At 73.4% G+C, this 26,098-nt stretch carries 27 protein-coding genes; 14 read left to right on the top strand and 13 right to left on the bottom strand.

The genetic code is table 11. The features are described 5' to 3' along the window. Positions 1–611: 611 nt before the first annotated feature. Genes rraA through BLW04_RS08570 form a run of 3 tightly spaced genes read right to left on the bottom strand, consistent with a single transcriptional unit; the run spans position 612 to position 2,985 of the window. On the bottom strand, positions 612–1,082 hold the full coding sequence (rraA, locus tag BLW04_RS08580; protein WP_091538624.1) for a ribonuclease E activity regulator RraA: 471 nt from the start codon (positions 1,080–1,082) through the stop codon (positions 612–614). Further along, complete coding sequence (locus BLW04_RS08575; protein WP_091538620.1) at positions 1,079–2,299, bottom strand: MFS transporter; 1,221 nt, start codon at positions 2,297–2,299, stop codon at positions 1,079–1,081. Before BLW04_RS08575 ends, rraA begins: the two co-directional genes overlap by 4 nt. Further along, the gene (locus BLW04_RS08570; protein ID WP_091538617.1) at positions 2,296–2,985 is read right to left on the bottom strand and encodes a GntR family transcriptional regulator; all 690 of its coding nucleotides are present in this window, start codon (positions 2,983–2,985) and stop codon (positions 2,296–2,298) included. The genes BLW04_RS08575 and BLW04_RS08570 overlap by 4 nt, the downstream gene beginning before the upstream one ends. A gap of 88 nt (positions 2,986–3,073) precedes the next feature. Here BLW04_RS08570 and BLW04_RS08565 point away from each other — a divergent pair, with 88 nt between their 5' ends. The 4 genes from BLW04_RS08565 (at position 3,074) to mug (ending at position 5,857) form a co-directional block, all read left to right on the top strand. Further along, entirely contained in the window at positions 3,074–4,180 is a 1,107-nt protein-coding gene (locus tag BLW04_RS08565; RefSeq protein WP_091538613.1) for an isocitrate/isopropylmalate dehydrogenase family protein, read from the top strand. Positions 4,181–4,253: 73 nt separating this feature from the next. Continuing rightward, positions 4,254–4,631 (top strand): hypothetical protein, encoded by a 378-nt coding sequence (locus BLW04_RS25815; RefSeq protein ID WP_139306778.1) that lies wholly within the window; start codon positions 4,254–4,256, stop codon positions 4,629–4,631. A gap of 97 nt (positions 4,632–4,728) precedes the next feature. After that, positions 4,729–5,346 (top strand): LURP-one-related family protein, encoded by a 618-nt coding sequence (locus tag BLW04_RS08555; protein ID WP_091538607.1) that lies wholly within the window; start codon positions 4,729–4,731, stop codon positions 5,344–5,346. Between the two features lie 7 nt (positions 5,347–5,353). After that, on the top strand, positions 5,354–5,857 hold the full coding sequence (gene mug / locus BLW04_RS08550; protein WP_091538604.1) for a G/U mismatch-specific DNA glycosylase: 504 nt from the start codon (positions 5,354–5,356) through the stop codon (positions 5,855–5,857). Between the two features lie 18 nt (positions 5,858–5,875). Here mug and BLW04_RS08545 read toward each other — a convergent pair whose 3' ends face one another. Genes BLW04_RS08545 through BLW04_RS08535 form a run of 3 tightly spaced genes read right to left on the bottom strand, consistent with a single transcriptional unit; the run spans position 5,876 to position 8,705 of the window. Next, the gene (locus BLW04_RS08545; RefSeq protein ID WP_091538599.1) at positions 5,876–6,901 is read right to left on the bottom strand and encodes an NAD(P)-dependent alcohol dehydrogenase; all 1,026 of its coding nucleotides are present in this window, start codon (positions 6,899–6,901) and stop codon (positions 5,876–5,878) included. Continuing rightward, entirely contained in the window at positions 6,898–7,662 is a 765-nt protein-coding gene (locus tag BLW04_RS08540) for a metal-sulfur cluster assembly factor (protein ID WP_091538596.1), read from the bottom strand. The genes BLW04_RS08545 and BLW04_RS08540 overlap by 4 nt, the downstream gene beginning before the upstream one ends. Continuing rightward, entirely contained in the window at positions 7,662–8,705 is a 1,044-nt protein-coding gene (locus BLW04_RS08535) for an amidohydrolase family protein (RefSeq protein ID WP_091538593.1), read from the bottom strand. Before BLW04_RS08535 ends, BLW04_RS08540 begins: the two co-directional genes overlap by 1 nt. 227 nt (positions 8,706–8,932) lie before the next feature. Here BLW04_RS08535 and BLW04_RS08530 point away from each other — a divergent pair, with 227 nt between their 5' ends. After that, complete coding sequence (locus BLW04_RS08530; RefSeq protein WP_254781186.1) at positions 8,933–10,321, top strand: AAA-type ATPase lid domain-containing protein; 1,389 nt, start codon at positions 8,933–8,935, stop codon at positions 10,319–10,321. A gap of 21 nt (positions 10,322–10,342) precedes the next feature. On the opposite strand, the gene BLW04_RS08525 is transcribed toward BLW04_RS08530, so the two are convergent. Then, positions 10,343–11,203, bottom strand: a complete 861-nt coding sequence (locus BLW04_RS08525) for an NAD-dependent epimerase/dehydratase family protein (protein ID WP_091538590.1) — start codon at positions 11,201–11,203, stop codon at positions 10,343–10,345. Between the two features lie 99 nt (positions 11,204–11,302). On the opposite strand from BLW04_RS08525, the gene BLW04_RS08520 reads away from it, so the two are divergent. The 4 genes from BLW04_RS08520 to BLW04_RS08505 are packed head-to-tail and all read left to right on the top strand — an operon-like array spanning position 11,303 to position 14,059. Further along, positions 11,303–12,070 (top strand): polyphosphate kinase 2 family protein, encoded by a 768-nt coding sequence (locus tag BLW04_RS08520; RefSeq protein ID WP_091538587.1) that lies wholly within the window; start codon positions 11,303–11,305, stop codon positions 12,068–12,070. Positions 12,071–12,099: 29 nt separating this feature from the next. Continuing rightward, a complete protein-coding gene (locus BLW04_RS08515; protein ID WP_091538584.1) occupies positions 12,100–12,471 on the top strand; it encodes an MBL fold metallo-hydrolase in 372 nt (123 codons plus the stop codon). Next, the gene (locus BLW04_RS08510) at positions 12,378–12,944 is read left to right on the top strand and encodes an MBL fold metallo-hydrolase (protein ID WP_091538582.1); all 567 of its coding nucleotides are present in this window, start codon (positions 12,378–12,380) and stop codon (positions 12,942–12,944) included. Before BLW04_RS08515 ends, BLW04_RS08510 begins: the two co-directional genes overlap by 94 nt. A gap of 26 nt (positions 12,945–12,970) precedes the next feature. Further along, on the top strand, positions 12,971–14,059 hold the full coding sequence (locus BLW04_RS08505) for a sulfite oxidase (protein WP_217630922.1): 1,089 nt from the start codon (positions 12,971–12,973) through the stop codon (positions 14,057–14,059). Between the two features lie 15 nt (positions 14,060–14,074). Here BLW04_RS08505 and BLW04_RS08500 read toward each other — a convergent pair whose 3' ends face one another. Continuing rightward, the gene (locus BLW04_RS08500; protein WP_091538725.1) at positions 14,075–15,607 is read right to left on the bottom strand and encodes an ATP-dependent DNA ligase; all 1,533 of its coding nucleotides are present in this window, start codon (positions 15,605–15,607) and stop codon (positions 14,075–14,077) included. Positions 15,608–15,648: 41 nt separating this feature from the next. Here BLW04_RS08500 and BLW04_RS08495 point away from each other — a divergent pair, with 41 nt between their 5' ends. The 3 genes from BLW04_RS08495 to BLW04_RS08485 all read left to right on the top strand — a co-directional run bounded on the left by BLW04_RS08495 (position 15,649) and on the right by BLW04_RS08485 (position 19,501). Continuing rightward, positions 15,649–16,677 carry an Atu2307/SP_0267 family LLM class monooxygenase gene (locus BLW04_RS08495; RefSeq protein WP_091538578.1) on the top strand — a complete coding sequence of 343 codons (1,029 nt, stop codon included), beginning with the start codon at positions 15,649–15,651 and terminating at the stop codon, positions 16,675–16,677. A gap of 122 nt (positions 16,678–16,799) precedes the next feature. Beyond that, positions 16,800–17,552: a 3-hydroxybutyrate dehydrogenase gene (locus BLW04_RS08490; protein WP_091538575.1), complete on the top strand. Its 753-nt coding sequence runs from the start codon at positions 16,800–16,802 to the stop codon at positions 17,550–17,552. After that, the gene (locus tag BLW04_RS08485; protein ID WP_254781185.1) at positions 17,537–19,501 is read left to right on the top strand and encodes a helix-turn-helix domain-containing protein; all 1,965 of its coding nucleotides are present in this window, start codon (positions 17,537–17,539) and stop codon (positions 19,499–19,501) included. The genes BLW04_RS08490 and BLW04_RS08485 overlap by 16 nt, the downstream gene beginning before the upstream one ends. A 60-nt stretch (positions 19,502–19,561) precedes the next feature. On the opposite strand, the gene BLW04_RS08480 is transcribed toward BLW04_RS08485, so the two are convergent. From BLW04_RS08480 to BLW04_RS08460, 5 genes are read right to left on the bottom strand one after another with little or no spacing between them, the layout of a single operon-like run. Then, entirely contained in the window at positions 19,562–20,683 is a 1,122-nt protein-coding gene (locus tag BLW04_RS08480) for a branched-chain amino acid ABC transporter permease (protein WP_139306777.1), read from the bottom strand. Between the two features lies 1 nt (position 20,684). Continuing rightward, positions 20,685–21,569, bottom strand: coding sequence for a branched-chain amino acid ABC transporter permease (locus tag BLW04_RS08475; RefSeq protein ID WP_091538572.1), 885 nt, complete (start codon positions 21,567–21,569; stop codon positions 20,685–20,687). Next, positions 21,566–22,423, bottom strand: coding sequence for an ABC transporter ATP-binding protein (locus BLW04_RS08470; RefSeq protein ID WP_217630921.1), 858 nt, complete (start codon positions 22,421–22,423; stop codon positions 21,566–21,568). Before BLW04_RS08470 ends, BLW04_RS08475 begins: the two co-directional genes overlap by 4 nt. Next, positions 22,420–23,223, bottom strand: coding sequence for an ABC transporter ATP-binding protein (locus BLW04_RS08465; protein ID WP_175483960.1), 804 nt, complete (start codon positions 23,221–23,223; stop codon positions 22,420–22,422). The genes BLW04_RS08470 and BLW04_RS08465 overlap by 4 nt, the downstream gene beginning before the upstream one ends. A gap of 10 nt (positions 23,224–23,233) precedes the next feature. Beyond that, positions 23,234–24,451, bottom strand: a complete 1,218-nt coding sequence (locus BLW04_RS08460) for a substrate-binding domain-containing protein (protein WP_091538568.1) — start codon at positions 24,449–24,451, stop codon at positions 23,234–23,236. 212 nt (positions 24,452–24,663) lie between these two features. Here BLW04_RS08460 and BLW04_RS08455 point away from each other — a divergent pair, with 212 nt between their 5' ends. Continuing rightward, positions 24,664–25,266, top strand: coding sequence for a DUF1326 domain-containing protein (locus BLW04_RS08455; protein WP_091538565.1), 603 nt, complete (start codon positions 24,664–24,666; stop codon positions 25,264–25,266). A 4-nt stretch (positions 25,267–25,270) separates the two neighbouring features. Further along, complete coding sequence (locus tag BLW04_RS08450; RefSeq protein ID WP_091538562.1) at positions 25,271–26,095, top strand: DUF2182 domain-containing protein; 825 nt, start codon at positions 25,271–25,273, stop codon at positions 26,093–26,095. The last annotated feature ends 3 nt before the right edge of the window (positions 26,096–26,098 follow it).

The following is a 26,098-nucleotide window of genomic DNA, read 5'->3' as shown; positions in this document are numbered from 1 at the left end:
GTGGTCACCCGCCCCGCCGACCACCGCAACAGCTCGGCCTCGACCTCAGCCCGCACCCCAGGGTCGCTGATCGCAGCGACCCGCTCGAGGAACGGAAACAGGTGCCCGGGGTGGATCACACCCGCCTCGAACGCCGCCAACGTCGCCGGCAGCACCTCCACCAGCGTCAGCGACTGGACCAGCAACTTTCCCGCCGCCGACCGGGTGATCGACAACGCGACCATCAGCTCCTGCGCCGCCCACTCGCTCACCGGCCCCAGCACCGCCGGCCGGGCCGCCCGGGTCGCAGCCGACGCACACCCCCGCTCACCGGGCTGCCGGTCCACCGACGCCGGCCGCGACCCGGCGAACTCCGCCACCGCCCGCACCCGGACCGCCGTCTGCACGGCGATCGCCCGATCCGCGGCCTGCACCCGACCCAACGGCCCGGACGCCCACCCCACCGACGGCACAACAGCCCCCTGGACCGGAGAGGTCACTGCAGTCGACATGCGTTCGAATCTTGCCTCAGGCAAGCCGCTGACCAGGCACCTCGCGGTCATCGCAGTGTGCAATCGATGGCCCGGCGGCCGGGCGGCCACCAGAGATCGGTCCAGTTGCAGCCATGCACGTCAGGCCGGGAGGACCACCACGCCGTCGTCGTCGGACCACAGTCGGTCGCCGGGCCGAAACGTGGTCCCACCGAAGGACACGGGCACGTCCCGTTCGCCGGCGCCGGTCTTCGTGCTCTTCCGGGGATTGGACCCCACCGCCTTGATCCCCAGGGGCATCCCGGCCAGCGTCGCGGTGTCCCGCACGGCCCCGTGAAGAACGACCCCCGCCCAGCCGTTGTCGACGGCGAGCTGGGCGATCAGGTCGCCCAGGAGGGCGGTGTGCACCGACCCGCCCCCGTCGACGACCAGCACCCGGCCGTCGCCCGGACCGGACAGCACGGACTTCACCAGGGCGTTGTCCTGGTGGCACCGCACGGTCGACACCGGGCCGGCGAAGGCCCGCACGCCGCCGTACTGGCGCAACTGCAGGTCACAGGAGCCCAGGGTGTCCCCGTGCTCGTCGATCAGGTCGGCGGTGGCTGTAGTCATCGTGCTGGCTCCTCGGACGGGGTGGACGGTGCGGGGATCTCGGGGGTGCGGGAGCCGTCGGTCTGCAGCTTGCGTGCGGCGGCCGCGACCACGGCGAGGGCGACGGCGGTCGTGCCGAGCACCCCGGCCGCACCGATGCCGACCGCGACCGCCCCGACCGCGCTGGGGATGACGACCTGACCGAGCCGGTTGCCGGTGAGCCGCAGCGACATCGCCCGGCCGCGCAGCCCGGCGGGTGCGGTCTCCGCCAGCCACGACATCGTCAGCGGCTGGCCGACGCCGAGGCCGAGCCCGAGCAGGACCACGAGGACGGCGGTCGCCCACGGCGGCAGGGGCAGCCCCACCGCGGCCATGGCGACCGCGGACATCGTGACGCTGATGATCATCAGCCGCCGCCGGCCCAGCCACCGGGCGAGCCGGCCGAGCAGCAGCCGCGAGGTCATGGAGGCGAGGGCGCGCAGGGTGAGCAGGAGGCCGATGAAGCCCGCGGCCAGCTCGCGTTCGGCGCCCAGGGCAGGCAGGTAGACCAGCGTGATGTCGACCGCCGCCAGGACGACGCAACTGATGACCAGCGCCCGCAGCAGTCCCGGCAGCCGCAGCAGGGACGCGAGGCCGCCGGCTGCGGCGGACCCGGTCGGTCGCTCCCGGCGCGGGATGCGGATCGGGGCGGCGCACACGACGAGGACGCCACCGAGCGCCGTGGCGACCAGGAACAGGGTCGCGGTGTCCGGGATGGCCTGCCCGCCGCCGGCCAGGATGATCAGCCCCGGCCCGATGGCCTGCCCGAGCGAGGCGGCGAACGTGTAGCGGCCGAAGGCGGTGTCGAAGGTGCCCGGCCCCGCCGCGTTCGCCACGGCCGCCTGCTGGGCCACGACGCAGAACAGGTGCGCCGTCCCGAGGACGGCGATGCCGGCGACCAGGCCCGGAGCACCGGCGCCGGCAAAGACGAACACGACACCGGCCGCGAGCATGAGCAGCGAGCCGGCCAGCAGCACCCGCCGCTCGCCGAGGCGGTCGGTGGCCTGGCCGGCGGGGACGGCGAGGAACAGCGGCACCACCGCGAAGCAGGCGGTCAGCGCGCCGAGCCAGGCCGGCGGCACGTCGAGCTCGATGGCCCGGTAGGTCGCGGCCGGGCGCAGCACGAAGGTGACCACCTGGGTCAGCGCGGAGTGGAGCAGGAGCAGCCCGAGCAGCCGTCGGCCGCGCGGCTCGCTCACGGTGTGCCAGCCCCACCGGCGAGCCGCCAGGCCGCCCGTGCGCCCAGGCTGGACTCGACGTGGCGGTGCATGAGCGCGGCTGCACCCTCGCTGTCCCGGTCCACGACCGCCTCGACCAGGAGGCGGTGCTCCTCGGCTCTGCGCTGTCGCTCCTCCTCCGTCCGCTCCACCTCGAGGGCGTGCCGCCGGTAGCGGTCGCTCTTGTCCCAGAGGCCGTCGAGGGTCTCGACGAGCAGGTCGTTGTGCGAGGCCCGGTAGACGGCTGCGTGGAAGCGGCGGTGTGTGTCCAGTTGGGCAGGGGAGGGATCGCTGGGCAGGGATGCGAGGCCCTCCAGGGCCCGCCGGATCTCGGCGATGTCCGACGCGGTCCGCCGTTCGGCGGCGAGCCCGGCGGACAGCGGGTCGAGACTGCGGCGCAGCTCCAGCAGGTCGCGGGCCTCCGCGGCGTCCAGCGGCGCGACGCGGGCGTCCCGGTGGGCGTCCAGCTCGACCAGCCCCTGCTCCTTCAGGCGCCGCAGTGCTTCCCGGAGGGGAGTGGTGCTGATCCCGATGGTCCGGGCGAGGGTCGCCTGGTTCAGCGCGCTGCCGGGCTGTAGCACGCCGGAGAGGATCAGGTCGCGGAGGCGGGCGTAGGCCAGGTCGCTCTTCCGTGGGAACTCCCCGGCTGGTGGCGATGCCGCCGCCATCCTGCCCTCCTTATGACGGGTGAATCCGAAAAGGCCGGCCCAACTACCGCTGCCCCCGCGCTCGACGAACAGGTTATAACCTCGGGCCATGACCGGTAACGACCGCACGGACGGCGGCCCGATCGGCCCCCGCCTGGGGGTGCTCATCGGCGACGGCATCGGGCCGGAGATCGTCCCGGCAGCGGTGGCCGTCGCCGATGCGGCGGTCGCGGCCGCCGGAGCAGCCCCGCTCGAGTGGCATCCCCTGCCGATCGGGGCCTCCGCAATCGACGAGAACGGGACGCCGACCCCGGCCGCGACGCTGGACGCCCTGGCGGCCCTGGACGGGTGGGTGCTCGGGCCGCACGACAGCGCCGCCTATCCCGAGCCCTTCCGGTCGCAGCTGAACCCCAGCGGCACGGTCCGCCGGCATTTCGGCCTCTACGCCAACATTCGGCCCGCCGTCGCCTTCTCGGGCGCCCGTGCCGTCGTGCCCGGCATGGACCTGGTGGTCGTTCGGGAGAACACCGAGGGCTTCTACGCCGACCGGAACACCGTCGCCGGCACCGGGGAGTTCATGCCCTCGCCGGACGTGGCGATCGCGCTGGGCGTGTTCACCCGGACCGCGGTCCGGCGGATCGCCGTCACGGCCTTCGAACTGGCCCGGCGGCGGCGCCGGCGGGTGACCGTCGTGCACAAGGCCAACGTGCTCCGGCTGACCATGGGCTTGTTCCGGGACGTGTGCCGGGAGGTCGGCCGCGACTACCCGGACGTGGCGGTGGACGACCTGCACATCGACGCGGCGACGGTGCACCTGGTGCGCCGGGGCGCGGACTTCGACGTCGTCGTCACCGAGAACATGTTCGGCGACGTGCTCTCCGACCTGGCCGGTGAGCTCGCCGGCTCGCTCGGCACCGCGCCGTCCCTGAACACCTCGGACGACCGGGCGATGGCGCAGGCGGCCCACGGGTCCGCGCCCGACATCGCCGGCCGGGACGTGGCCAACCCGATCGCCATGATGCTGTCCACCGCGATGCTCCTGGAGTGGCTCGGCGACCGGCGCGGTGACGCCGTCCTGCGGGACGCCGGGTACCGGGTACACGCTGCGGTCCGGTCCACCGTGGTCCGCGGCATCACGACGCCGGACCTTGGCGGCTCGACGACGACCAGCGGCTTCACGGCGGCGGTCGTGGCCGAGCTGGCTGCCGGCGGCTGAGGAACGGGCGTCCGGTCAGGGCAGCGACAGGACCCGGTCGGCGAGGTCGTCCAGATCGTCGAGGGTGAGCACGATGCTCGCTTCGGCCAGAACCGCCCGCGGCCAGCCGAACGCGGCCGTCGGGCGGCAGCCCGCCGAGCCAGCAGTCCGCGTCGAGGGAGAAATCGTCGTCGCCGCCGGAGGACCGCTGCCCCAGTGGGTCGGCGACCCCCGACAACCCGTCCAGCTCGACGGTGAGCAGCGGACCGGACCACGCCTCGTGGTCTCCCCGGTTGCGCAGGAAGGTGGCGCGGGCCGCGGCCTCGGCCTGCACATCCCGAGCGCGCAGGACCAGCGGCAGCCGCAGACCGCCGGGGTGCGCCAAGACGCAGCGCACTCCGGCGGCGATGCCGGGGGAGCGGGCGAGCACGACCGGCCCGTGGACGACGGCGCCCAGCTCGTCCGGCGGTAGCTGGGCGGGCCAGCGGTGTTGCGGCATGCGGTCAGCATCGGCCCCGATGGGCCAGGATGGGCGTTCCGCCGCGACCGACCCGTACAGGAGCTCCGCCATGACCGTCCCTCCCGGGCACCAGCCACCGGCCGCCATGGTCGTGCCGGCGTTCTTCGTCAAGCAGCGGATCACGCTGATGGTCAACCGGTACGAGGTGCTGGCCGCCAACCCCGACGGCAGCGAGGGGCACCTGCTGGCGCTGGCCGAGCAGAAGCGGATGAAGCTCAAGGAGGAGGTGGTCTTCTACGCCGACGAGTCTAAGACCCGCCCGGTGTTCTCCTTCAAGGCCCGGCAGCGACTCGACGTCTCGGCCGAGCATGACGTCTTCGACGAGCACGGCAACCCGCTCGGCATGTTCAGCAAGCAGTTCGGGGCCAGCCTGCTGCGCTCGACCTGGAACCTGTCGGCTCCGGGCATCGAAGCCGTCGGCCAGGAGCGCCGGCTAGGGATCGCGATCCTCCGGCGGATGTGGGGCGTTCTCCCCTACGTGGGCGACGTCTGGGTGCCCTTCGTCTTCCACTTCGACTTCGTCGACACCCAAGGCGTGACGGTGTTGGTCAGCGAGCGGCAGAAGACCATCAAGGACCGCTACACCGTCAGCGTCCCCGACCCGCGGCTCGACTTCCGCGTCGCCGCCTCCATGGCCGTGGCCCTGGACGCGCTGCAGAGCCGCTGACCCGAACGTGCCGGACAAGCCGCTGCCGGACGTCGTCGTCCCGGATCTCGACGTGCTGTTCTGCGGCATCAACCCCTCGCTGCTGTCGGCCAGCCGCGGGCACCACTTCGCCCGGCCGGGCAACCGGTTCTGGCCGGCCCTGCACGCGGCCGGCCTCACCCCGCGCCGGCTGAGCCCCGAGGAGGACGGCGAGCTCCCGCGCTACGGCCTGGGAGTGACCAACCTGGTGGCCCGGCCGACCCGGACGGCGGCCGAACTGGAACCGGCCGAGCTGCGGGAGGGCGCCGCGGCGCTCGCCGACCTCGTCGCCCGGTACCGGCCGCGGGTGCTCGCTGTCCTGGGCATCACCGCCTGGCGGCTGGCCTTCGAGCGTCCCCGGGCCGTGCTGGGGCCGCAGCCGGAACACGTGGGCGGTGCGGTGACCTGGGTGGTGCCGAACCCCAGCGGCCTGAACGCCCATCACCAGCTCCCCGACCTGGCCCGGCTGTACGGGGAGGTGCGGGCCCCGTAGCGGGCCCGCACCTCCCCCTCAGGGCACCAGGATCGCCCGGCCGCGGACCCGGCCGGCGTCCAGGTCGTCGATCGCGGACTGGAAGTCGTCCAGCGCGTACTTCGCGGTGTGCAGCCGGACCTTGTGCTGCGCAGCCAGGGCCATCAGCTCGACCAGGTCGTTGTAGCTGCCGACGAGGTTGCCGATGATGTTGATCTCGGCGGAGACCAGGTCGATGGTCGGTACGTCGACGTTCTCCCCGTAGCCGACGACCAGGTAGTCGCCCGCCCGCCGGGTCATCGCGAGCCCCTCCTTCGTCGAACCGCCCTCGCCGACGAAGTCGATGACGACCTCGGCGCCGTGTCCACCAGTCAGGTCGAGCACCTGCTGGACCTGGCTGCCGTCGGCCACGATCCCGTGGCTGGCGCCGATCGACAGCGCCAGCTTCACCGCGTCGGGGTTGCGGTCGACGACGATCAGCTCGGCAGGCGAGATGGCGTCCATCACCTGGATTCCGATGTGTCCCAGGCCGCCGGCGCCGATGATCACGCACCGGTCCCCGGCGCGCAGCCGCCTGGCTGCCTTCGCCGCCGCGTGGTAAGCGGTGAGGCCGGCGTCGGCCAGCGCAGCGACGTCGGCGGGCTCCAGGGAGTCGTCGATCTTCACGCAGCTGCGCGCTGAGGTCTTGAGGTACTCGGCGTACCCGCCGTCGCTGTCGATGCCGGGAAACTGCGAGTTCTCGCAGTGCACGTCGTCCCCGGCCCGGCAGGCGCGGCAGAGCCCGCAGGTGACCAGCGGGTGCAGGATCACCTTGTCACCGACCGCCACGTTGGTCACCGCCGAGCCGACCTCGTGCACCCACCCGGCGTTCTCGTGGCCGATCGTGTAGGGCAGCGCGACCTGCGACTTCTCCGCCCACTGCCCCTCGAGGATGTGCAGGTCGGTGCGGCACACCCCGGCGCCACCGATCTTCACGACGACGTCGTGCGGACCGGTCGCCTCGGGGACCGGGACGTCGTCCATCTGCAGCTGCTGGTGGTAACCGGTGACTCGGACGGCCTTCATGAGCTCACTTCCTGGACCAGGACGGGGAGGAGGGGACGGTCGTCGGCGCGAGGGAACTGGTCGTCCTCCGCGCCGGGGTAGCGGGTGGCGAGCAGCCCGCGGCAGAAGTGCGCGTTGCCGTCGATCGAGATGCGGACCGACCGGGCCTTACGCACCGCCAGCGGCACCTCGGCCCGGTCGGGCCGCCGGCCGGCGGCGTCGACCAGGACCGGCGCCCTCCCGTCCACCGGCAGGCCGAGGGTGGCCCGCCGGCGGAGCAGCGCTTCGGTGGTGGGCCCGGCGGGGAGGTCGGCCAGCGTGACCTCGCCCAGGTCGGCCTCGGTCCGGACCGGTTCGGCGCGCAGCAGTGCGGTGAGCGCCCGCTCCATCGCCGCGGTGTGGGCCTTGCGCTGGAAGGTCGCCCGGAGCTCGTCCAGGCTCTCCTCGGCCTCGTGCCCGAACGTGCCCCGGTAGCCGGCGTCAGCGGCCAGCCCCGCGTTGATCAGGTCGGAGTCGGAGTGGTCGTCCAGCTCGAGCACCACCCGTCCGACCCCGGGCACGCCCGCGACGGCGTCCCGGGCGTCGGAGACCATCAGCCAGGCGAAGTTCGGCGCGCAGAACGACGTCGGCAACCGGAGGTGCACCTCCACCGTCCCGCCGTCGACGGCGACCGAGCGGACGAAGCCCAGGTCGGTGATCGGCTCGTCCAGCTCCGGGTCGACGACGGAACCCAGCGCGGTGCGGACGTCGTCCTCGGTCACCGCCGTCAGGACCGCCGTCATCAGGCCATCGCCAGGTCGGCGCTCTCGGGCTGCCGTGGCCCGGTCGCGGTCTCGTCGGCGTCGGGCAGCTGCAGCTCGGCCGGCACCGGGATGTCGTACATCTTGGCGGCGTTGAGCCCGAGCACCTTCTTCTTCTGCGCCGTGGTGAGCGGGCCGTACTCGCTCATGTCCTCGGGGATCTGGAAGTCCACGAAGCTCTCGATGAGCCACTTCGGCGTCCACAGCGCGTAGTCGCTGGAGAAGAAGATCCGGTCCTCACCGAGCCAGTACAGAAGCTCACCCATGATCTGGGCGAAGTAGCGCGGCCGGGTGTGGATGAACGGGATCGCCACCGCCAGACCGGCGTAGACGTTGGGCTCCTGGGTGGCGATCCAGCAGAAGTCCTCGAGCCGGGGCAGCCCGCAATGCTCGACGATGAAGTTCAGGTCGGTGAAGTCGGTGGCCACGTGGTCGACGTCGGCGACGTCGAAGGCGTCCCGGTCCAGCGGGCGGATGGTCGGGCCCTTGTGCACGTGGATGTTCCGGATGCCCAGCTCCCGGCAGACCTCGAAGTACCGGTAGGCCGTCGGGTCGTTGAGCTTCCAGCCGCGGGAGTCGCCGTGCCAGTCGGCGGTGTAGAGCTTCACGCCCGTGAGGCCGAAGCGCTCGGCGTCGGCACGCAGCTGGTCCAGCCCGCGCTCGCCGTCCCGGGGGTCGAACCAGTGGTTGTAGGTCAGCTTGTCCGGGTTCGCCTGGCTGAGCGCGAACGCCTCCTCGGTCTGCCCGAAGCCCTTCGCGTAGAACTCGGCGAGGCGGGCGGGCTGGAAGATCGCGTGGTCGACGTAGCCGTCGGTGAACAGGTCCTTCATCAGCCGCTCGCCGCCCTGGTAGAGGTACTCCTCGTAGGGCCAGACTTCGGACTCCGGGCTGAGGTTGCGGTGGTAGTCGTAGAAGCAGTCGATGAACTGCTTGCCGTGCACGTTGAGCTGGTTCTCCGGGCGGGCGTCCCAGAGTGCGACGTGGGCGTCCACGATGAAGTAGTTCTCGCCGTCCTTGCTGTACACGGTTCCTCCTCGACCGGCCGGCTCGTCGGGTGCGAGCTGGATCACACAATCGTCACGCTAGGCCCACGCGGCGCCGGTGGACGGGGTGTGCTGTCTCATTTTGAGACACCTACAGTCGGCAGGACGCAACGAGGCGTTCGGAGGTCCCCGTGCCCGACGGCCCTGCTCAACTGGCTGGAACCGGCCGCCATGGCGGCGTTGCCCGGCCGCGGGTGCAGGCGTCCTGGGTGCGCAGCCAGCGTTACGGGGTGTCCCCGGAAGCGGTCGAGGCGGTCTTCACCGACGCGGTCCCCACGGACTCGCTGTTCTACGAGTGCGGCGCCGAGGTGCTGGAACACCTGCACGGAACCCTGGTGAACGAGCCCGTCGGGCTCATGATCACCGACGCGGAGGGCCTCGTGCTGGCCCGCTGGTCCGGCGACTCGGACATCAACCGCTCGCTGGACCGGGTGCACCTCGCCCCGGGCTTCTACTTCGGCGAGCGGACCGCCGGCACCAACGGGCTCGCGCTCGCCCTGGCCGACCGGGTGCCCTCGCTGGTCCGCGCCGGAGAGCACTTCGTGGCACCGCTGCGCCGGTACACCTGCGCAGCCGTCCCGGTCCTCGACTCGCGCACCGGGAGCCTGGTGGGCAGCATCAACATGACCACCTGGTCCGACGCCTCCTCGGACCTGCTGCTGGCCCTGGCCCAGTCCGCCGCCGGCAACACCAGCGCCCTGATGCACGTGCGGGCCGGTGGTCACCCGGTGCGGCCGATGCCCCGCGGCGAGGTGTTCCACGTCTTCGCCGACCGGCTGCCCGGTGCCGACCCGTGTCCCTCCCGGGCCTGGCGGGACGCCGTGGCGGCGGCCCGGCAGGCGGTCACGGCCGGCCGGTTGCTCGCCGTGGTGGGGGAGCCGGGGGCGGGCAAGGCGGCGGTGGCCACGCTGGCCCGGCACGGCGGCCGCCGGCGTGAGCGGGTGCTCGTCGCCCGGCCACCGGCCGCTGTCGACGTGGACTCCTGGCTGGCCCTGTGGGCCCCGGAGCTGAGCGCCCGGGACACCTGCGTGGTCGTCTCCGGCGCCGACGCCCTCCCGGCCTGGGCCGCCGACGACCTGGCCGCGGTGCTCTCGGCGGCGCAGCCGGGGGTGGTCCGCCCGGCGGTGCTGACCGCGCCGTCGTTCGCGGCGGTGCCCGAACCGCTCGCGGCGGTGGTGGACGCCGTCGTCGAGGTCCCGGCGCTGCGGCACCGCCCCGAGGACGTCGAGCCGCTGGCCCGCTCCTTCGCCCGGGAGCTGCGGCACCGCGACGTGCAGTTCACGCCCCGCGCCGTCCGGGCCCTGGCGGGGTACGCCTGGCCGGAGAACGTCCGCGAGCTGCGCTCCGTCGTCCGGGAGGCCGTCGCGCGCACCGACGTGGGCCACCTTCGGCCGGCGGTGCTGAGCTCCGGCTCGCGGTCGCTGACGCGGTTGGAACAGCTCGAGCGGGACGAGATCCTGCGCTGCCTGACCCACCCGGGCACCACGGTGTTGCAAGCGGCCACCGAGCTCGGACTGTCCCGGGCGACGCTCTACCGCAAGATCGCCCAGTACGGGCTCAGGGTGGCCGGACGGGGCGGTGAGCCGACGGAGGCATGACCGCGGGCCGCGAGCCGAACCCTACGAGCCGGTCTCGTCCCGCCAGGAGTGCGTCGGTTCGTAGCCGAGCACCCGGCGCGCCTTGTCGATCGACAGCAGCGTCTCGTGTGACCCGATCGGGCGCGCGAGCGGGACGCCGGCGAATTCCGCCGCCAGCAGCTCCTCGTTCGGCCGGGACATCACCGTGTCGGCGTTGGCGACGATGAAGACGTCCGCCCCCGGGACGTCGTGCTCGAGGGCACGCCGGACCGCCTGCGCGCCGTCGCGGGCGTCCATGTAGCCCCACAGGTTCCACCGGCGCAGCGAGGGGTCGGCGTCGAAGGACGGAAAGGCGGCGTAGTCCTCGGGGTACATGACGTTGCTGAACCGGAGCCCGGTCATCGACAGGTCCGGATGCCACCGGCACAGCTGTCGGGCCAGCTCCTCCTCGAGGGTCTTGACCAGCGAGTACGTCGTCGTGGGCCGCGGCGCGTACTCCTCGTCGACCGGCACGTAGGGCGGCGGCTCGTCGAAGGGCAGCCCCAGCACGGTCTCGCTGGAAGCCCAGACGATCTTCCGGACGCCGGCCCGCAGCGCGGCGCTGTGGACGTTGTACGAGGTGGTCATGTTGTTGGCGAAGGTCGCCGCGTTGGGCAGCAGGCCGGGCGCCGGGACTGCGGCCAGGTGCACCAGGGCGTCGACGCCGTCGTGACGGTCGTCGATGCCGCTCAGCGCCTCGACGGCCTGCCCGAAGTCGGTGAGGTCGACCGTGGAGGAGACGACGTCGTCCCGCAGGCCGGCGACCCGGTCCAGGGCCACGACGTCCCAGCCGTGCTCGACCAGGTGGGGCACCACCGCCCTCCCGAGCTTGCCGCTGCTGCCGGTGACCGCCACCCGTGCCATGTGAGCCCCCTGCCGTCGCTGTCCGGGCCAGCCTGACCCAGGCCTGTGCTGCCCGCACACCGGGCCGCGGGTGCTCCCCATTCCTGGCAGGGTGCAGCCATGAGCCGGCTGGACGACGTGGACCTGACCCTGCGGCTGAAGAAGCCCGAGGCCAAGGCGCAGCTCGCCGCCGCCCAGGAGCGGCTGGTCGGCCTGCGCCTGCTGCTCGGCGGCCAGCTCGGGCCGGGAACGATCGGGCCGCCGCTGTGCGTGCTGTTCGAGGGCTGGGACGCCTCGGGCAAGGGCGGTGCGATCAAGCGGCTCGTCGACCACCTCGACCCCCGGCACGTGCGGGTAGCGCAGTTCGCCGCCCCCACCTTCGACGAGAAGCGGCACCACTTCCTGTGGCGGTTCTGGCCGGTGCTGCCCGGCTGGGGCGGCATGGCCGTGCTGGACCGCACCTGGTACGGCCGGGTGCTGGTCGAGCGGGTGGAGGGCTTCGCTCCGGAGGAGGCCTGGCAGCGGGCGTACGGCGAGATCGCCGACCTCGAGGCCACCCTCGCCGCGGAGGGGACGGTCCTGGTCAAGTTCTGGATGCACCTGTCACCGCAGGAGCAGCTGCGCCGGTTCGAGTCCCGCCAGGCCGATCCGTACCGCGCCTGGAAGCTCACCGACGAGGACTGGCGCAACCGGGAGAGACGGGCGGACTACGAGGCCGCCGTCGAGGAGATGATCGAGCGCACCGACGTACCGGCGGCGCCCTGGCACATCGTTGCAGCCGACGACAAGCGCTGGGCGCGCGTGGCGGTGGTCCGCACCGTCTGCGAGGCGATCGAAGCGGCCCTGCGCGCGCGGGGTGTCGACCCGGACGCCGCCCTGGCCGTTTGACCGGGACGGGGACAGGGCAGGTCGGGGCGATGGGGATCGAGGCGCCGACCGACCGGGGGATGTCGGTGACCGTGCTCGGCAGCGGTGGCCCGTTCGTCAACCCGGACCGCGCCTCCTCCGGCCTGGTGGTCCGGCTGGACGGGCAGGCGAAGGTGCTGGTCGACGCGGGCGGGGGGACCTTCGAGCGGCTGGGCCGCGCCGGGGTCGACGTCACGTCGCTGGAGGCGGTCCTGCTCACCCACACCCACATCGACCACAGCGGCGGGCTGGCCCCGGTGGTCTTCGCCATGGCGATGGCCGAGCGGGAATGGCCGCTGGCGGTCGCCGGCCCGGCGGGGCGGGAGCAGCACCCGGGCTGCGCGCGGTTCTGCGACCTGCTCTTCGGACCGCAGGGTGCCTGAGCTACCTGCACACGTTCCCCGACTTCGCGCTCGCACCGACCGACGTGCCCAGTGACCCCCAGGACTCCTCTGTCACGAGGGTCCTGGCTGGTCCCGGGTTCACCGTCTCGGCCGTCGCGGTGCCGCACGGCATGATGCCTGCGGTCGCCTACCGGATCGAGGCCGCTGACCGGGCCGTCGTGGTCGGCGGCGACGTCCAAAGTCATCACCCGCCGCTGGCCGGGCTCGCCCGCGGGGCCGACCTGCTGGTGCACGACATGGCGCTGCCCGAGCGCGACGTCCCGCACGGGGATCTGCACGCCACCCCCAGCGAGGTCGGCCGGACGGCGGCTGCGGCAGGGGCCCGGGCGCTGCTCCTCACGCACGTGATGCCGGAGCTGGAGGACGAGCAGGCGGCCGCGGAGCGACTCATCCGCAGCGAGTACGACGGCCCGGTGTACTGGGCGGGCGATCTGATGACCGTCCGGTGCTGATTCCCGGCACCATCTCAGGAGGAACCGTGAGCTCGTGGGACAAGCGCGAGGACATGCTGGTGCACGAGCAGGACCCCTACAACGCCGAACCCCCGGTGTCGGCCCTGGCCGGGCATCCCGTCACCGCGGTCGACACGTTCTACTCCCGCAACCACGGCCCCGTCCCCGATCTGGACCCCACGTCGTGGCGGTTGCGGGTGGACGGCCTGGTCGAGCACCCGGTGGAGCTGTCACTGGCCGACCTGCAGGCCCGGTTCGTCGAGCGGACGCTGCCGGTGACCCTGCAGTGCGCCGGCAACCGGCGTGCGGGACTGATCGCTGTGCGGGACATCCCCGGAGAGGACCCCTGGCAGGGCGGGGCCACATCCACCGCCACCTGGACCGGGGTCGCACTGGGCGACGTGCTGGACGCCGCGGGTCTGCTGGAAGAGGCACAGCACGTGTGCTTCCAGGCTCCCGACGTCTCGCACATCCCTGACCCGCCCGAGGCCTACGGCGCCTCGGTGCCGGTCGGCAAGGCGACCTCGCCGGAGGTGCTGCTGGCCTGGGCCATGAACGGCCGGGCACTGACCCCCGTGCACGGTGCGCCCGTACGGCTCGTGGTGCCCGGCTGGATCGGGGCGCGCAGCGTGAAGTGGCTGCAGCACGTCACTGCGTCCGCGGAATCCTTTCCCGGCCACTTCCAGGCCACCGCGTACCGGCTGCTGCCCCCCGCCGCGGACCCGGGGACGGCCGACGCCGCCGCCGGGCCGTCGCTGGGCCCGGTGGCCCTCAACTGCGAGATCCTCGCCCCCGGGGACGGGCAGACCCGGCCGGCCGGACCGGTCACCGTGACCGGGTACGCCTACGCCGGCGAGGACCGCACCGTCGAGCGGGTCGACGTCTCGGCCGACCGGGGGGTCACCTGGGTGCAGGCCCGGGTCGACGCGCCAGACGGGCCATGGACGTGGCAACACTGGCGCATCGACGTCGACCTGCCGCCGGGGACCACCGAACTGACCGCCCGGGCGTGGGACCCAACCGGCGCGCTGCAACCGCAGCAACCGGAAGACCTCTGGAATCCCAAGGGCTACGTCAACAACTCCTGGGCCCGGGTGCGCGTCACCGCCACCTGAGCCCGGCCACTCGGCTCAGGAGCCGGCGAGCAGGGCGCGCACCGCCTCGATCGTGTCGGCGTCGGCCGCGGTCCGGTCCGGCCGGTACCGCAGCACCCGGGCGAACCGCAGCGCGACCCCGCCCGGGTAGCGGGTGCTGCGCTGGGCGCCATCCAGGGCGATCTCGACGACGAGCTCCGGTCGGAGCCGCACCCCCCAGTCGGCGTGCTCCTGGGCGTGCCCGGGGAAGGTCCGCGTCTGCCAGTCCAGCAGCTCGTCGGTCATCCCCTTGAACGTCTTGCCCACCATGACCGGCTCGCCACCGTCGGGGTCCCGGGCCCCCAGGTGGATGTTCGACAGCTTCCCCGACCGGCGACCGTACCCCCACTCCGCGCCGATCACGACCAGGTCGAGGGTGTGCACGGGCTTGACCTTCTGCCAGGCCCGGCCGCGCCGGCCGGCGGCGTACGCCGCATCGAGGGCCTTGACGACGACGCCCTCGTGGCCGGCGGCGAGCGCACCGTCCAGCACCGCCGCCGCCTGCTCGACGTCGGGCCGCCGGACGCCGGGCATCCGCAGCGCGGCGTGCTCGTCGGCGGCCAGCAGGCCGGCCAGGGCATCGAGGCGGACGTACAGCGGCTCGTCGAGGAGGTCGCGACCGTCCAGGTGGAGCAGGTCGAACAGGAACGGGGACAGCAGCACGCCCTCGTCGGCGGCGTCGGCACCGAAGCGGCTCATCGTGTCCTGGAACGCGCGCGGCCGGCCGTCGTCGTCCAGGGCGAGGGTCTCGCCGTCGAGGACGGCGGTCTCGCACGGCAGGGCCCGGATGCGCTCGACCAGCTCGGGCACGCCGTCGGTCACCTCGCGCAGGGTGCGGGTCCACACCCGGACGACGTCGCCGTCCCGGTGGACCTGGATGCGGGCGCCGTCGAGCTTGTACTCCACGGTGATGTCGCGACCGAGGTCGGCGAGCGCGGCGTCGAGCGAGGAGCCCGGGCTGGCGAGCATGGGCCGCACCGGGCGGCCGACCTCCAGGTGCACCGCGTCGAGGGCGGCGACCCCGCCGGCCAGCGCGGCTGCCGCGGTCTCCGGCAGCCGGCCGGAGAGCATCAGGGCCCGGCGGACGCTCGTCGCGGAAACGCCGGCGGCGCCGGCAACCGCGTCGAGCACCACGCCCTCGAGCGCCCCGTGGCGCAGCTCGCCGGTGAGGAGCCGCACCAGGAAGCCCTGCTCATCGACGGTGGCGGCCGACAGCAGGCCACCGAGGACCGCGTCGCGCCGGGCCACCGAGCCCGGGCCGGTCGTCGCGGCGAGCTCGGTGAGGGCCCGGTCGACCTCGGCCACGGTCAGGAACGGCGCCGGCGCCGGCGGCTGCGCCGCGGTCGACAGGGTGCGCCGGCCCAGGCCCAGCCGCCCCTGACGGGGCTCGCCGGCCAGCCAGGCGGTGACCGGCTCGACCTCGCCGGGCGCCGCGCCACTCAGCAGCTCCGCGATCGCCGCGGCCTTCGCCGTCCGGGATCGGGTGGCCGCGACGGCGGTGGAGGTCCCGAGGACGTCGGCGAGGAGCACGGCGCCATGCTCGCAGCCGCCCACCTGCTTGACTGGCGCCCATGCATGTGGGCGTCGACAGCTTCGTCTCGGCAGTGACCGACCCCGCCTCGGGCCGCGTCATCGGCGCCGAGGAACGGATGCAGCACCTGCTGGAGGAGATCGAGCTCGCCGACCGGGTGGGCCTGTACTCCTTCGGCATCGGCGAGCACCACCGCCCGGAGTACTACGACTCCGCGCCGGCGGTCATCCTCGCCGCCGCGGCCGCCCGCACCTTCCGCATCCGGCTCGGCAGCGCGGTGAACGTGCTCAGCGCCGCCGATCCGGTGCGGGTCTTCCAGGAGTTCGCCACTCTGGACCTGATCTCGAAGGGCCGGATCGACCTGGTCGTCGGGCGGGGCTCGTTCACCGAGGCGTTCCCGCTGTTCGGCCTGGACCTGGCCGACTACGACAGCCTGTTCACCGAGAAGCTGGACCTGTTGCTGCGGATCCGGGACTCGGAGCAGGTGACCTGGTCCGGTCGGCACCGGCCGGCCCTCACCGGGCAGGGCGTCTACCCGCGCCCGGTGCAGGACCCGCTGCCGATCTGGGTGGGGGTCGGCGGGACACCGGAGTCCTTCGCCCGTGCCGGGCTGCTCGGCCTGCCGCTCATGGTGGCGATCATCGGTGGCGAGCCGCGCCAGTTCGGGCCGCTCGTCGACCTCTATCGCCGGGCCGGTGCCCAGGCCGGGCACCCGCCCGAGGCGCTGCAGGTGGGGCTGCACGTGTTCGGCTTCGTCGCCGAGAGCAGCCAGGCCGCCGCGGACGCCATCTACCCGGGCTGGCACGAGATGTTCACCAAGGTTTCCCGGGAACGGGGCTTCTCCCCGCCCACCCGCCGGCAGTTCGACGCCACCTCCGGGCCGGACGGCGCCTTCTTTCTGGGCGACCCCGACACCGTGGCCGCCAAGATCGCCCGGGTGGCCGGGCAGCTGGGCGGGGTCGACCGCATCTCGCTGCAGATGACCAATCCGCGGCTGGCCCATGCCGGCCTGCTCCGGGGCATCGAGCTGCTGGGCACGGAAGTCCTGCCGCGGGTGGCCGGGGCGTAGACCATGTGCGACCGCCCTGTCGCAGCGCCCGCTGCCCGTGTGGCGTCCCCCCACGACAAGTTCAGTCGTTGTGTGCGCGGGCGACGTGGGGCGGGTCGCATCCGCCGTCTACCGTCCGGGGCATGACAGCGACACCCCTGGCGGGCCGGCGGGCGATGGTGACCGGAGGGGCATCGGGCATCGGCCGGGCCTGCGCGGTCCGGCTGGCCGCCGACGGCGCGGCGGTCGTCGTGGTCGACCGGGACGCCGACGGCGCACAGGCCGTCGCCGCCGAGGTGGGCGGGACGGCGGTCACCGTCGACCTGTCCGACCTCGACGCGGTCGACGCCCTGGACCTCGATGTCGACGTGCTGGTCAACAACGCCGGCCTGCAGCACGTGGCGCCGCTGCACGAGTTCCCGGTGGACCGGTTCTCCCTGATCCTGCGGCTGATGCTGGAAGCGCCGTTCCGGCTGGTCCGGGGCGCGCTCCCGCACATGTACGAGCGCGGCTGGGGTCGGGTGGTGAACATCAGCTCGGTGCACGGGCTGCGCGCCTCGCCGTACAAGTCCGCCTACGTCACCGCCAAGCACGGCCTGGAGGGTCTGTCGAAGGTGATCGCCCTGGAGGGGGCACCGCACGGGGTGACCTCGAACTGCGTCAACCCCGCCTACGTGCGGACGCCGCTGGTCGAGGGACAGATCGCCGACCAGGCGAGGGCGCACGGGATGAGGGAGGAGGACGTCCTCGGGGAGGTCATGCTCGGTCCGGTGGCGGTCAAGCGGCTGCTGGAGCCCGACGAGGTCGCCGACGCCGTCGCCTGGCTCTGCTCGCCCGCCGCCACCTCGGTCACCGGCACCTCCGTGGTCATGGACGGCGGGTGGAGCGCCCACTGATGGAGGACCCCCTGCCCCCCACCACTCGCCAGCTCGCGGCGGGCCCCTGCAGGGGGCCGGCCCCGGGTTCCGGTCAGCTGGCTGTGGCGGGGGAGTTCTTCGAGCTTCTACTCGGAGAGGCCGCCGCCATCGAGTTCGAGCGACCCGTCGTCCAGGCACGCGCCGCGGGCGCCGGGCCCGCCGAGCTGGCCGAGCTGGAGCAGGTGAAGCTGCGCGCCCTGCAGGTGCGCGAGGCCTTCGCCGCCCGCCGACGACGGGAGTCCGAGCTCTCGGCCCTGTTCGACACCGCCAACGACCTGGCCGCCCTGCACGGGGTCGACCAGGTGCTCACCGCGATCGTCCAACGGGCTCGCCGGCTGCTCGGCACCGACACCGCGTACCTGACCCTCAACGACGACGCCCGCCGCGACACGTACATGCGGGTCACCGACGGCTCGGTGTCAGCACGGTTCCAGGCCCTGCGGCTGCCGATGGGCGCCGGCCTCGGCGGCCTGGTCGCGCAGACGGCGTCGCCCTACGCCACCGACGACTACTTCTCCGACCCGCGGTTCCGGCACACCACCGACATCAACGGCGGGGTGGACGACGAGGGGCTGGTCGCGATCCTCGGGGTGCCGCTGGTGCGGGGGTCCCAGGTCATCGGCGTCCTCTACGCCGCCGACCGCAGCGTGCGGTCCTTCGAGCGCTCCGAGGTCGCCCTGCTGGGGTCGCTGGCCGCGCACGCGGCCATCGCGCTGGACAACGCCCGGCTGCTGGAGGAGACCCGGACCGCCCTGGACGAGCTGTCCACCGCAAGCCGCGAGCTGCGCGCGCACACCGAGTCGGTCGAGCGGGCCGCCGGCGCGCACGACCGGTTCATCGACCTGGTGCTGCACGGCGGCGGGGTCGAGGACGTCGCGGCGGCGGTCACCGAAGCGCTCGGCGGTGCGGTCACCGTCGTCGACTCCGACGCCCGGGGGGTGCGTGACCGGGGCACCGGTGCCCAGGTGTCGCCCGACGCCGCGGGCACGCTGGCGCTGGCCTCCACCACAGGACGCACGGTCCGGGACGGCGAGTGGTGGACCGCCGCGGTCACCGTGGACTCCGAGCTGCTCGGGGGCCTGGTGCTGCGGCGCGCGGCGGAGCTCTCGGAATCCGACCAGCGGATCCTGGAACGGGCCGCGCTGGTGACCGCGCTCCTGCTGCTCTTCCGCCGGTCGGCCGCCGCGGCCGAGGACCGGGTCCGCGGCGAGCTGCTCGACGAGCTGTTCACCTCCCCGGGACGCGACCCGGAGGGGCTGCGGGAGCGGGCCCGCCGGGTCGGGGCCGACCTCGACGCGCGCTGTGCGGTCGTCGTCGTCCGGGTCGAGGAGCGCTCCCAGGCCCGCGCGTGCGCGGCCGCCACCCACCTGGCCGCCACCCGGGGCGGCCTGGCCGGCGTGCACGCCGGCCGCGTGGTGCTCTGCCTGCCCGACGTCCCGCCCGCAGACGCCGCCGCCACCGTGCGGCGCGACCTCACCGGCGCCGGCGCCGGGCCGGTCACGGTGGGCGCGGCCGGGCCGGCCGCTGGGCCCGAGGCGCTGGCCGGTGCGCACGCCGATGCGGAGCGGTGCGCCACCACGCTGGTCGCGCTGGGCCGCGCCGGGCAGGCGGCCGCGGTCGACGAGCTCGGCTTCTTCGGGCTGTTGGTGGGGGAGGGGCGCGACGTCGCCGGCTTCGTCACCGGGGAGTTGGGGCCGGTCCTGGACTACGACGCCCGCCGCGGCACCGAGCTGGCCGCCACGCTGCGCGCCTGGTTCGACGGCGGTGGCAGCCCCGCACGGGCCGCTGAGGCCCTCGGTGTGCACGTCAACACCGTCACCCAACGGCTGGAGCGGGTGGGGCGGCTGCTGGGCCGGGACTGGTCGGCCCCGGACCGGGCCCTGGAGGTCCAGCTCGCCCTGCGGCTGCACCGCCTGGCCGCCGGCTGAACCGCCCCCGGGGGCAGAAATGGCCATTTCTGCCCCGGGGGCCGGCTCGATGTGCGGGGGTCAGATGCCGTCGCGCGGGCCGCTCATCCCGGCGCCGACCCGGTCCTTCAGCTGCTCGACCACCCGGCCCGGGGCCGGCCCGTCGTCCTCGCCCCGGCGGCGCCGGGAACGCAGCCGGTCCACCAGCCCGGCGATGCCTCCGGGCACGAAGAACACCACGACGACGAACAGCGACCCGAGCAGGAACAACGGCTCGCTGAGCGGGACCCGCAGCCACTCGGGCAGGTCCTGGACGGCGGGGGAGGAGGCCAGGTCGGTGAGCCGGCTGTCCAGATAGGTGTAGAGCACCCCGCCCAGCACCGCCCCCCACCGGCTGCCCGCCCCGCCCAGCACCACCATGACCAGCAGGCTGAGGGTGAACTCCGAGGTCGTCGTCCGGGGGGTGGACCCGCCGAGCACCAGCAGGTGCACGACACCGCCCAGGGCGGCGAGGAGCCCGGCGAGAACGAACACCAGCAGCTTGAAGGTGTAGGGCCGCAGGCCCAGCACCTCGACCCGGCGCTCGTTCTCCCGGATGGCCTGCCACACCCGGCCGGCCCGCGAGCGGGTCACCCAGCTGACCACGACGTAGACCACCGTCAGGTAGACCAGTGCGAGCCAGTACAGGTTGACGGTGTTGAACACGCCGACGAAGGCGTCGGGGACCTGCCCGCGGTCCAGCGCCAGGCCCTCCTCGCCGCCGGTGTACCCGCCCGGGTCCTGGAGCACCAGGATGGAGCCGACCTGCGCGGTGGCCAGGGTGACCATCGAGAAGGCGATCCCGGAGACCCGCAGCGCGACCGAACCGACCAGCAGCGGCAGCACGGTGCCGACGGCGGTGGTGAGCAGCAGCGCCGCGCCCAGGCCCCAGCCGAGCTCGGTGAGCGCGAGGTTGGCCACGTAGGTGCCGCCGGCGAAGTAGAGCGCGTGCCCGAACGACAGCAACCCGGTGAACCCGAACAGCAGGTCGTAGGAGAGCGCCAGCCCGCCGAACAACAGGCAGAGCGCGAGCAGCTGCAGCGTGCCAGGGCTGTTGAGCAGCCCGTCGAACAGGACGGGCACCTGCAGGGTGGAGTACGGCAGCACCGCGAGGACCACCAGGATGACGAGCGGTGCGAACCGCCCGATCGGGACCGACCGCATCTCAGGCCACCTTCGCACTCAGGCCGCTGGGCCGGGTCAGCAGGACGACGGCCAGCAGCAGCACGACCGACAGGTCGCCCACCCCGCTGGCCGCGTAGTAGTTGGCGTACTGCTGCACCAGCCCGACCAGCACCGCGGCGACCGCCGTGCCGGTGATCGAGCTCATCCCGCCGATGACGACCACGATGAAGGCGAAGATCAGCAGCGAGGTGCCCTGGCCGGGGGAGATGGAGCCCAGGTAGACCCCGCCCAGTGAGCCGGCCAGCGCAGCGAACGCCCCGCCGACGGCGAAGACGAGGGTGAAGGCCTTGCGGACGTCGATGCCCAGCGCGGTGACCATCGTGCGGTTCTCCACCCCGGCCCGGATGACCAGGCCGATCCGGGTGGAGCGCAGCAGCACCAGCACCGCGACCAGCACGACCACGGCGGTGCCGATCAGCAGGAACCGGTCGTTGGGCACGTTCGCGCCCAGCAGGGACGTCGTCCGCTGTGCCCACTCCGGCCGGGGGAATGGGCGCGCGTCGGCGCCCCAGATGGCCCGGACCAGCGCCACCATCGCCAGCGACAGGCCGACGGTGACGAGCACCTGCTCGATGTGCCGTTCGTAGAGCGGGCGGATCAGGGCCAGCTCGACCAGCGCGGCCACCGCCGTCCCGACCGCGACGCCGAAGACGACGGCGAGCACGAAGCTCCAGCCGGTGGACCCGGCACCGGGCAGGTGCCCCGCCGCCCACCACGTGCCGTAGGCACCGACGGTCAGGAACGCGCCGTGCGCGAAATTGAGCACGCCCATCAGGCCGAAGATCAAGCTCAGGCCTGAGGCCACCAAAAAGTACAGCGCCGCCAGACCCAGCCCCGTGACGGTCAGCAGCACGATGGTGCTCATCCACCCACCTCCGGTGCCGGAGCGGAACGGCTGCGCCGTGCGGGCAAATCCTCCCGAGTGCGGCCTTCGGCCCCGCTCGACGAATGGCTTCGCGATTCATCGAGCGGCGCGCTGGTGGCGACCCCGAGAAGCTCCCTGGTGCGGTCTGCGTCGGCGAGCAGCTCGGAGGCCGAGCCGGTCCAGACCACCCGTCCGTTGTCGACGACGGCGGCGTCGATGGCCATCCGCCGCACCACCGACAGGTTCTGCTCCACCAGGAGCACGGTGACCTCCTCGGCCGCGCGGGCCAACACCTCGGCGACCTCGGTGACCAGCAGCGGGGCAAGTCCCTTGGTCGGTTCGTCGACCAGCAGCACCTGGTTGTCGTTGAGCAGCAGTCGTCCGATCGCGACCATCTGCTGCTGGCCGCCGGACAGCGTCCCGGCCAGCTGGCGGCTGCGCTGCTGGAGCTCGGGGAACAGCTCGTAGACCCGGTCGGGGTGGTGGGCCGAGCCGCGGCGCTCGGCGAGCGCCAGGTTCTCCGCCACGGTGAGCCCGCCGAAAACCTCCCGGTCCTCCGGTGCGTAGCCGACGCCGAGCCGGACCACCTCGTGGGTGCGCCGGCCGGTGAGCCGGTGCACCCGGCCCGCGGCGTCGGTGAGCTCGATGGTGCCGGCGGCCGGTACCAGCCCGAGCACCGACTTGACGGTGGTCGTCTTGCCGGCGCCGTTGCGGCCCAGCAGCGCGGTGACCCCGCCGCGCCGGACGGTGAGATCGACGCCCTGCAGGATGTGGCTGCCGGACAGCCGGACGTGCACGTCGGTCAGCTGGAGCACCACCGGACGCTGGGCGGCGGTCGGCTCAGTCGTGCTCACAGGGCGTCCCCCAGGTACGCCTCCTGGACGGCGGGGTCGGCAGTCACCCGGGCCGGGGTGTCCAGTGCCAGCAGCGAGCCGTGGTGCATCACCGCGACCCGGTCGGCCAGCCCGAGCAGCACGTCCATGTGGTGCTCGACCATGAGCACGGTCTTGCCCTCCTCCCGGTGCACGGCGCCGATGACCTCGGTGAGGCCGGCGACGTCCTCGATGCTGACCCCCGCCATCGGCTCGTCGAGCAGCACGACAGCCGGGTCGGTGGCCAGCAGGATGGCCAGTTCGAGCTTCCGCTTGTCGCCGTGGGACAGGGACCCGGCGAGGTCCCGGCTGCGGGCGGCGAGCCCGACCCGCTCCAGCGAGCGGGTGGCGACCTGCTGGGCCTCGTCGTCCGGTCGGACCCGCTGCCAGAATCGGAGGCTGCCGCCGAGCCGGGCCTGGGCAGCGAGCCGCACGTTCTCGGCGACCGACAGCCCGGCGAACACCGAGGAGGACTGGAAGGTGCGGCCCAGCCCCCGCCGCGCGCGGGTGGCGGGGGAGGCGGTCGTGACGTCGTGCCCGGCGAGGGTCACCGTGCCGCCGGTGGCCGGCATAAGCCCAGACAGCAGGTTGAACAGCGACGTCTTGCCGGCGCCGTTCGGCCCGATGACGGCGATGAACTCACCCGGGGCGACGTCGAAGGAGACGTCGGAGACGATGACCGCCCCGCCGATCGCGCAGGTGAGGCCGGCGACCCGGAGCACCGGCCCGCCCCCGCCGGACGGCGCGGGGCGGGGCGGACCCGGTTCGGTCTGGGTCGTCACGCGGAATCGCTCAGGGCTTGGTGACCGGCGGGGCGGTCTGCTCCGGGTCGAGGGTGTCGACCAGGACCGGGCCCAGCGTGCCGCCCTGGTCCTCGAGCGTGGCCTGGAACATCGGCTGCAGCAGCGCGTGGTCCTCGGCGCGGACGGTCAGCTCACCCTTGACGCCGTCGAAGGTCCAGCCCTCGAGGGAGTCGATCATCGCGTTGACGTCGTCCCCGCCCTCGGAGATGGCGTGCACGATCATCTGCGCGGCGGTGAAGCCGTCGGGGGTGAATATGTCGACCGTGCCGCCGGCTGCCTCGACCCGCTCGGCCATGGCCTGGCTGACCTCGTTGTCCACGGCCTCGGCGAAGAAGTGGGACAGGAAGTTCAGCTGCGTGGCCTGGTCGCCGTAGGTCGGGTAGGAAGCCCGCAGGTCCAGTCCGCTGACCACGGTGGTCGCATCGAAGACGCCCTGCTGGCCCATGGCCTGCCACATCGCCGGCGCAGTCTCTCCGGCCCACGCCACGAAAGTCAGATCGGCGCCGGCGTCGCGGGCCTGGACGGCGAACGGCGTGAGGTCGGTGGCGCTGGCCGGGACGAGCAGCGGGGTGACGGTGGCTCCCGCGCCACCGAGCACGGCGGTGACCGCGGCGACGTTCGCCTGGCCGAACGCGCTGTCCTGGGCGTAGACCAGGACGCTCTTGCCCGCGGGATCGCCGATGAAGGACTGCGCGGTGAGGATGTCCTGGTAGGTCTGCCGGCCGGAGCGGAAGGTGTTGCCGTTGATACCGGTGATCGCGTCGGTGGCGGCCGGGCCGGAGACGAACAGCACGTCGTTCTGCTCGGCCAGCGGCGCGACCTGCGTGGCCACGCCGGAGGATGTGGAGCCACCGAGGATCTGCACACCCTGACCGATCAGGTCGGTGGCCTCGGCGACGGCCTTGGCCGGATCGCCGGCGTCGTCGCGCTCGATGACCTCGATCGGGCGGCCGTCGACCTCGCCGGTGCCGTCGGTGGCGTAGTCCAGCCCGGCCTGGAAGCCCTGCAGGTACTGGGCGCCGTAGGTGGCCAGCGGGCCGGACTTCGAGTAGACGAGACCGACCTGCACGGGCGTGCTGTCGCCGGCCGCGTCGCCACCGCCACCGCCTCCGCCAGAGGACGACGACGAGCTCGGGCTGCCGCAGGCGCCGAGGGCGAGGACGCCGGCCAGCGCGAGGGTCAGGGTGACGGAGCGGGGACGGTGCACGGAACTTCTCCAGGGGTGCGGCTCTGCACGGGTGGTCTGTGCCACATCGTGCTACTGCGCCTGTGTGCTGCCCATGTAGCCAGGCCCCATGATCGCGCGCCGGGCAGTGGTGTCGACCGCCAGTTCGTCGCCCGTGCGGCTAGCCGTCCGGCAATCGGTTGACCCGCACGTCCCGACGGGTGGAGATCGGCGCCTCTCGGAGGGAGCCAGCGATGGCGTGGAGCCTGACCGGAAGCTACGTCGAAACCTGTTCCTGCGAGCTGATGTGCCCGTGCAGCCTGTCCTTCGACCACGGCGCCACCTATGACTTCTGCCGGGCGACGCTCGTGTTCTCCATCCGAACGGGGGAGATCGAGGGCACCGACATCGCCGGGCGCCGGGTGGCGGCGGTGATCGACACGCCGAAGGTCATGACCGACGGCAACTGGCGGCTCGGGGTGTTCATCGACGACCAGTCCACCGACGAGCAGTTCGACAAGCTCACCCAGCTCTTCGGTGGGCAGCTCGGCGGCCCGATGGGAGCGCTCGCCCCGCTCGTCGGTGAGGTGCTCGGGGTCGAGCGCGCGGCGATCGAGGTCAGCGACGACGGGCTGCGGCACAGCGTCCGGGTCGGGGACGCGATCGACTTCGAGATCGAGGACATCGTGCCCTGGGGGGTCGAGTCGGGGACGCCGGTCCGCTTCGCCGGCGGGTTCCACCCGGTCGCATCCGATCTGACCATGGCCGAGGCGCGGCGCTCGCGGATCAACGCCTTCGGCATCGAGTACGAGGGCAGGAGCAGCCTGTCGACGTCCGAGTTCGCCTGGTCCGCCTGAGCGGATGAGCGCTCCGGCGCGGGGACGTACCGGCGGCGGTCCGGCCCCGGCCCTCGCCGCGGTTCGGGTCCGCCTCGGCCTCGTCGCGCTGCTGTTCGCCCTGGCCGGCGTCGGCTGGTGGTGGACGGTCGACCGGATGCGCGGCATGGACGCCGGGCCGTGGACCGGCCTCGGGGCGTTCGGCTGGTTCCTCGGGGTCTGGGTCGCGATGATGGCCGCGATGATGTTCCCGTCCGTGGCACCGACGGTCGCTCTCTACTCCCGCCTGACCAGGCAGCGGTCCCCGCTCTCGCCGCTGCTGTTCGCCGCGGGCTACCTGGTCACGTGGGCCGGCGCCGGTGTGCTGGCCTTCGCGATCGCCGTGGCCGCAGCCCGCATCCCCGGGGACGTGCTCGCCTGGGACCGCGCGGGCCGGTCGGTGGCCGGGGCCACGCTGCTGGTCGCGGCCGGCTACGAGCTGAGCCCGTTCAAGGACGTCTGCCTCGGCCGGTGCCGCAGCCCACTCGGGTCGCTGCTCAGCTCCTGGCGCGACGGGCGGGTGGGAGCGTTCCGGATGGGAACCAGGAACGGCGCCTGGTGCGTCGGGTGCTGCTGGGCGCTGATGGCCGCGCTCTTCGCGCTGGGGGTCATGAGCGTGCCCTGGATGGCAGTGGTGGCCGGGCTGATCGCCGTCGAGAAGACCGTCCCCTGGCGGCGGGTCGCGACGTACGGGACGGCGGCGGTCCTCCTCGTCCTCGGGGTGCTCCTGCTCGCCGCCCCAGAGGCGGTCCCGGCGCTGACCGTCCCCGGCGACGGCCCCGTGCACGGGATGTCCCCCATGGGGGGCTGACCG

Origin of the sequence: Modestobacter sp. DSM 44400 (genome assembly GCF_900107175.1) — a bacterium.
In the GTDB taxonomy this organism is placed as follows: Bacteria; Actinomycetota; Actinomycetes; order Mycobacteriales; family Geodermatophilaceae; genus Modestobacter.
Note: the sequence above shows the minus strand (reverse complement) of the source record. Positions and strands in the feature narration are given on the sequence as shown.

Bases quoted from the DNA above. Each gene is read 5' to 3' on its own strand.
- rraA (WP_091538624.1), bottom strand. From the start codon at position 1,082: ATGACTACAGCCACCGCCGACCTGATCGACGAGCACGGGGACACCCTG.
- BLW04_RS08570 (WP_091538617.1), bottom strand. From the start codon at position 2,985: ATGGCGGCGGCATCGCCACCAGCCGGGGAGTTCCCACGGAAGAGCGAC.
- BLW04_RS08565 (WP_091538613.1), top strand. From the start codon at position 3,074: ATGACCGGTAACGACCGCACGGACGGCGGCCCGATCGGCCCCCGCCTG.
- BLW04_RS25815 (WP_139306778.1), top strand. From the start codon at position 4,254: ATGCTCGCTTCGGCCAGAACCGCCCGCGGCCAGCCGAACGCGGCCGTC.
- BLW04_RS08555 (WP_091538607.1), top strand. From the start codon at position 4,729: ATGACCGTCCCTCCCGGGCACCAGCCACCGGCCGCCATGGTCGTGCCG.
- BLW04_RS08545 (WP_091538599.1), bottom strand. From the start codon at position 6,901: ATGAAGGCCGTCCGAGTCACCGGTTACCACCAGCAGCTGCAGATGGAC.
- BLW04_RS08540 (WP_091538596.1), bottom strand. From the start codon at position 7,662: ATGACGGCGGTCCTGACGGCGGTGACCGAGGACGACGTCCGCACCGCG.
- BLW04_RS08525 (WP_091538590.1), bottom strand. From the start codon at position 11,203: ATGGCACGGGTGGCGGTCACCGGCAGCAGCGGCAAGCTCGGGAGGGCG.
- BLW04_RS08520 (WP_091538587.1), top strand. From the start codon at position 11,303: ATGAGCCGGCTGGACGACGTGGACCTGACCCTGCGGCTGAAGAAGCCC.
- BLW04_RS08515 (WP_091538584.1), top strand. From the start codon at position 12,100: ATGGGGATCGAGGCGCCGACCGACCGGGGGATGTCGGTGACCGTGCTC.
- BLW04_RS08510 (WP_091538582.1), top strand. From the start codon at position 12,378: ATGGCCGCTGGCGGTCGCCGGCCCGGCGGGGCGGGAGCAGCACCCGGG.
- BLW04_RS08495 (WP_091538578.1), top strand. From the start codon at position 15,649: ATGCATGTGGGCGTCGACAGCTTCGTCTCGGCAGTGACCGACCCCGCC.
- BLW04_RS08490 (WP_091538575.1), top strand. From the start codon at position 16,800: ATGACAGCGACACCCCTGGCGGGCCGGCGGGCGATGGTGACCGGAGGG.
- BLW04_RS08480 (WP_139306777.1), bottom strand. From the start codon at position 20,683: ATGCGGTCGGTCCCGATCGGGCGGTTCGCACCGCTCGTCATCCTGGTG.
- BLW04_RS08475 (WP_091538572.1), bottom strand. From the start codon at position 21,569: ATGAGCACCATCGTGCTGCTGACCGTCACGGGGCTGGGTCTGGCGGCG.
- BLW04_RS08455 (WP_091538565.1), top strand. From the start codon at position 24,664: ATGGCGTGGAGCCTGACCGGAAGCTACGTCGAAACCTGTTCCTGCGAG.
- BLW04_RS08450 (WP_091538562.1), top strand. From the start codon at position 25,271: ATGAGCGCTCCGGCGCGGGGACGTACCGGCGGCGGTCCGGCCCCGGCC.